Consider the following 2,978-nt stretch of genomic DNA (forward strand, 5'->3'; position numbering starts at 1 on the left):
CCGGCATTGCTGTCTCCATCCACAGCGGTTTCAAGGACCGCGGGTTGCAGAAGCGTCTCGAACCTGATCGCTCGACCTGACTTCACGCACGCGATTTAACTTAGACCAATTCGCAGCCTTTTGCAGCCGCCCCCTTAGCATTGCCCCGCGGCCGGCGCCAGCCGCCCGCGCTTCATAAGCCGGGTTGCAACGCTGCGCCACACCTCGGCAAAGCGCTGCACGTCCGCCTCGCCCGTGTCCGGCCCGAGGCTGACACGGATGGCGCCCCGCGCCAGATCGTCCGCCACCCCCATCGCCTGCAGCACATGGGAGGGGGCAACCTTGCCCGACGAGCACGCCGACCCGGACGATACCGCCACGCCGGCGAGATCGAGCGCGATGATCGCCCTTTCCGCCGCCACGCCCGGAACGGCAAAGCACAGCGTGCCCGGCAGGCGCGGCACCGCATCCGAAAACACCACCGTCCCGTCACAGATAAGAACGAGCTGCGCCTGCAACCAGTCCCGCAGCGCTGCAAGACGATCATTTTGTGCGCGATCTTTCGCCGCCGCCTGCGCCGCCGCGCCGAAGGCGGCGATGAGCGGCACCGATTCCGTGCCCGCCCGGCGGCGGAATTCCTGCCCGCCGCCGGTCAGCAGCGGATCGGGATCGAGATCGCCGCGCACCGCCACGAGGGCGCCGGTGCCCTTGGGCCCGCCGATCTTGTGGGCGGAGAGGCTGACGAGATCGGCGCCGAGCGCCGCCGCATCGCTCTCCAGCCGGCCGGCGCTCTGCACCATATCCACATGCACCAGCCCGCCGGCCGCATGAACGATGGCCGCGGCGGCCGCCACCGGCTCGATAACGCCGGTCTCGTTGTTGGCATGCATCAGCGACAGCAGCACGCGGCCGCCGGCGGCCGCCTCTTCTTCCACGGCCGCCGCGAGCGCGGCCAGATCCAGCCGTCCCTGCCGGTCCACCGCAACGGTGGCACGCGCCTGCGGCGCAAAGCGGCCGCCGGCCATCACCGACGGGTGCTCCACGGCGGAAACCAGCAGCCGCGTCAGGCCGGCCGGGCGGCCGCCCAGCCGGTGATGGGGCGACAGCGCCGTGACGTTCGCCTCGGTGCCGCCCGAGGTGAAGACCACACCGTCGGCCGGCGCGCCGACGAGGGCTGCAACATCGCGCCGGGCCGCCTCCACGAGGCGGCGGGCGGCCCGCCCCTCACTATGGACGGAAGACGGATTGCCGCCGGCATCGAGCGCCGCCAGCAGGGCGGCGCGGGCCTCCGCGCGCAGGGGCGCGCCGGCATTCCAGTCCAGAAACACCCGTGCGGCAGAACCGCCGGCGGCGTCCGTGGTCATCGATCGCGCTCCCCCGGCTCGCAGGTTGCCAACGCCGGCCGGCAGAACCGGCCCGTTGCGGCAGATGGCCTCCGGCGGCGCCGCCCGTCAAGCCGCTGCGGTTTGCATTTCCGCCCGCCGTCCGCGCATGATCGCTGCCGACAGACCGCAAACCCCGAGGAGCAACGGCGATGACATCAGCGCTCTCGGCCGCACCCGCGCAGCGGCCTTCTTCCCTGTTTTCCCTGTGCATGCCGGCCTGCCTGCGCCGGCCCGGGCGGGTGCTGGCGCTGGCGCTCACGGTTGCCGCCGGCCTTGCCGGCCCGGCCGCCGCGGGCGACGTGGTGCTGGCGCCGGGCGACACGAACAACCCCTATCTCTTTGATGTGCTGGAGAAACAGCCCGCTCTGAAACAGACCCTCGGCCGGCTTTTCACCGCCGGGCGCGTGCCGCCGTGGGTCCGCGGGATTGCCACCGGCGGCCCGTTCGTCGGCGGCCCGTCCCGCGCGGTTCTGAAGCCGCCCGGCGGGCTCATGACATACGATGCCTGCAAGCAGCACGACTGCGGCGACAACCAGTTGCGCATTCTGGCGACGAAGGACGGGAAAGCCGCCTGGGCCCTGCTGTCGGAATCCGGCCGGATGCGCTTCTTCGGGGCGCCGGGCCCTTCCGAGCAGGCGATTCTGAACGCCGCAATGGCCGACTGATCGCCCCCGCCCGCCGGCGCGGCAGCACGGCCACTGACATTTTCGTGGAATCCGAAGGCGATTCTATGCCATGGGTTGCCGCCTGAGGCCGTCGCAGGCCGCCGCATCATCCATGCGCGCGGGCCGGCGGGCGGCCGAAGGCGGCATTTTGCACACGGCATCCGGCCTCATCGCGGGGCCGGCCGTGCGGAAACCGCCTTCCGCACAGATTTAGGCTGCGAATCCCGCGAAGGAGATCGTTGACGCCCATGCCCGAGGTCATTTTCAACGGCCCGGCCGGACGCATCGAAGGCCGCTATCAGCCGGCCAAGAAGCGCAACGCCCCGATTGCTCTGGTGCTGCACCCCCACCCACAGTTCGGGGGCACCATGAACAACCAGATCGTCTATCAGCTGTTCTATATGTTCGCCCAGCGCGGCTTTGCCGTGCTGCGGTTCAATTTCCGCGGTGTGGGCCGCAGTCAGGGCGCGTTCGACCACGGGCAGGGCGAGCTTTCCGATGCCGCCGCCGCGCTCGACTGGGCGCAGAGCGTGCACCCGGATGCCCGGTTCTGCTGGATTGCCGGCGTCTCGTTCGGGGCGTGGATCGGCATGCAGCTGCTGATGCGCCGCCCGGAGGTGGAGGGCTTCATTTCCATCGCCCCGCCCGCCAATCTCTATGACTTCTCGTTCCTCGCGCCCTGCCCGGCCTCCGGCCTCATCATCAACGGCGATCTCGACAAGGTGGCGCCGCTGAAGGATGTGCAGTCGCTGGTGGACAAGCTGAAGACCCAGCGCGGCATCGTCATCGACCAGAAGGTCGTGCCCGGTGCCAACCACTTCTTCGAGGACCACACCGACGTGCTCATCAAGGAGTGCTCGGACTATCTCGACCACCGCCTTGCCGCGCTGGGCGCGATCTGAGCCGGCCTCGCCACCGGCCATAACGGCCTGCCATTATGGATTGCCAT

Annotated in this window: 3 protein-coding genes; 2 read left to right on the forward strand and 1 reads right to left on the reverse strand. The window is 69.9% G+C overall.

Going from position 1 to position 2,978, the window contains the following annotated elements:
* Positions 1 to 134: 134 nt before the first annotated feature.
* A complete protein-coding gene (locus V7067_RS17020) occupies positions 135 to 1,343 on the reverse strand; it encodes a cysteine desulfurase family protein (RefSeq protein ID WP_334177077.1) in 1,209 nt (402 codons plus the stop codon).
* Positions 1,344 to 1,513: 170 nt separating this feature from the next.
* Between V7067_RS17020 and V7067_RS17025 the strand changes: the two genes are divergently transcribed.
* Positions 1,514 to 2,029 carry an Ivy family c-type lysozyme inhibitor gene (locus tag V7067_RS17025; RefSeq protein WP_334177078.1) on the forward strand — a complete coding sequence of 172 codons (516 nt, stop codon included), beginning with the start codon at positions 1,514 to 1,516 and terminating at the stop codon, positions 2,027 to 2,029.
* Between the two features lie 248 nt (positions 2,030 to 2,277).
* Positions 2,278 to 2,931, forward strand: a complete 654-nt coding sequence (locus tag V7067_RS17030) for an alpha/beta hydrolase (RefSeq protein WP_334177079.1) — start codon at positions 2,278 to 2,280, stop codon at positions 2,929 to 2,931.
* Positions 2,932 to 2,978 lie beyond the last annotated feature (47 nt).

It is taken from the genome of Pseudoxanthobacter sp. (assembly GCF_036822375.1).
In the GTDB taxonomy this organism is placed as follows: domain Bacteria; phylum Pseudomonadota; class Alphaproteobacteria; order Rhizobiales; family Segnochrobactraceae; genus Pseudoxanthobacter.

What these genes read in the sequence shown, in the direction of transcription:
- V7067_RS17020 (WP_334177077.1), bottom strand. Translation starts at nt 1,343, where the DNA reads ATGACCACGGACGCCGCCGGCGGTTCTGCCGCACGGGTGTTTCTGGAC.
- V7067_RS17025 (WP_334177078.1), top strand. Translation starts at nt 1,514, where the DNA reads ATGACATCAGCGCTCTCGGCCGCACCCGCGCAGCGGCCTTCTTCCCTG.
- V7067_RS17030 (WP_334177079.1), top strand. Translation starts at nt 2,278, where the DNA reads ATGCCCGAGGTCATTTTCAACGGCCCGGCCGGACGCATCGAAGGCCGC.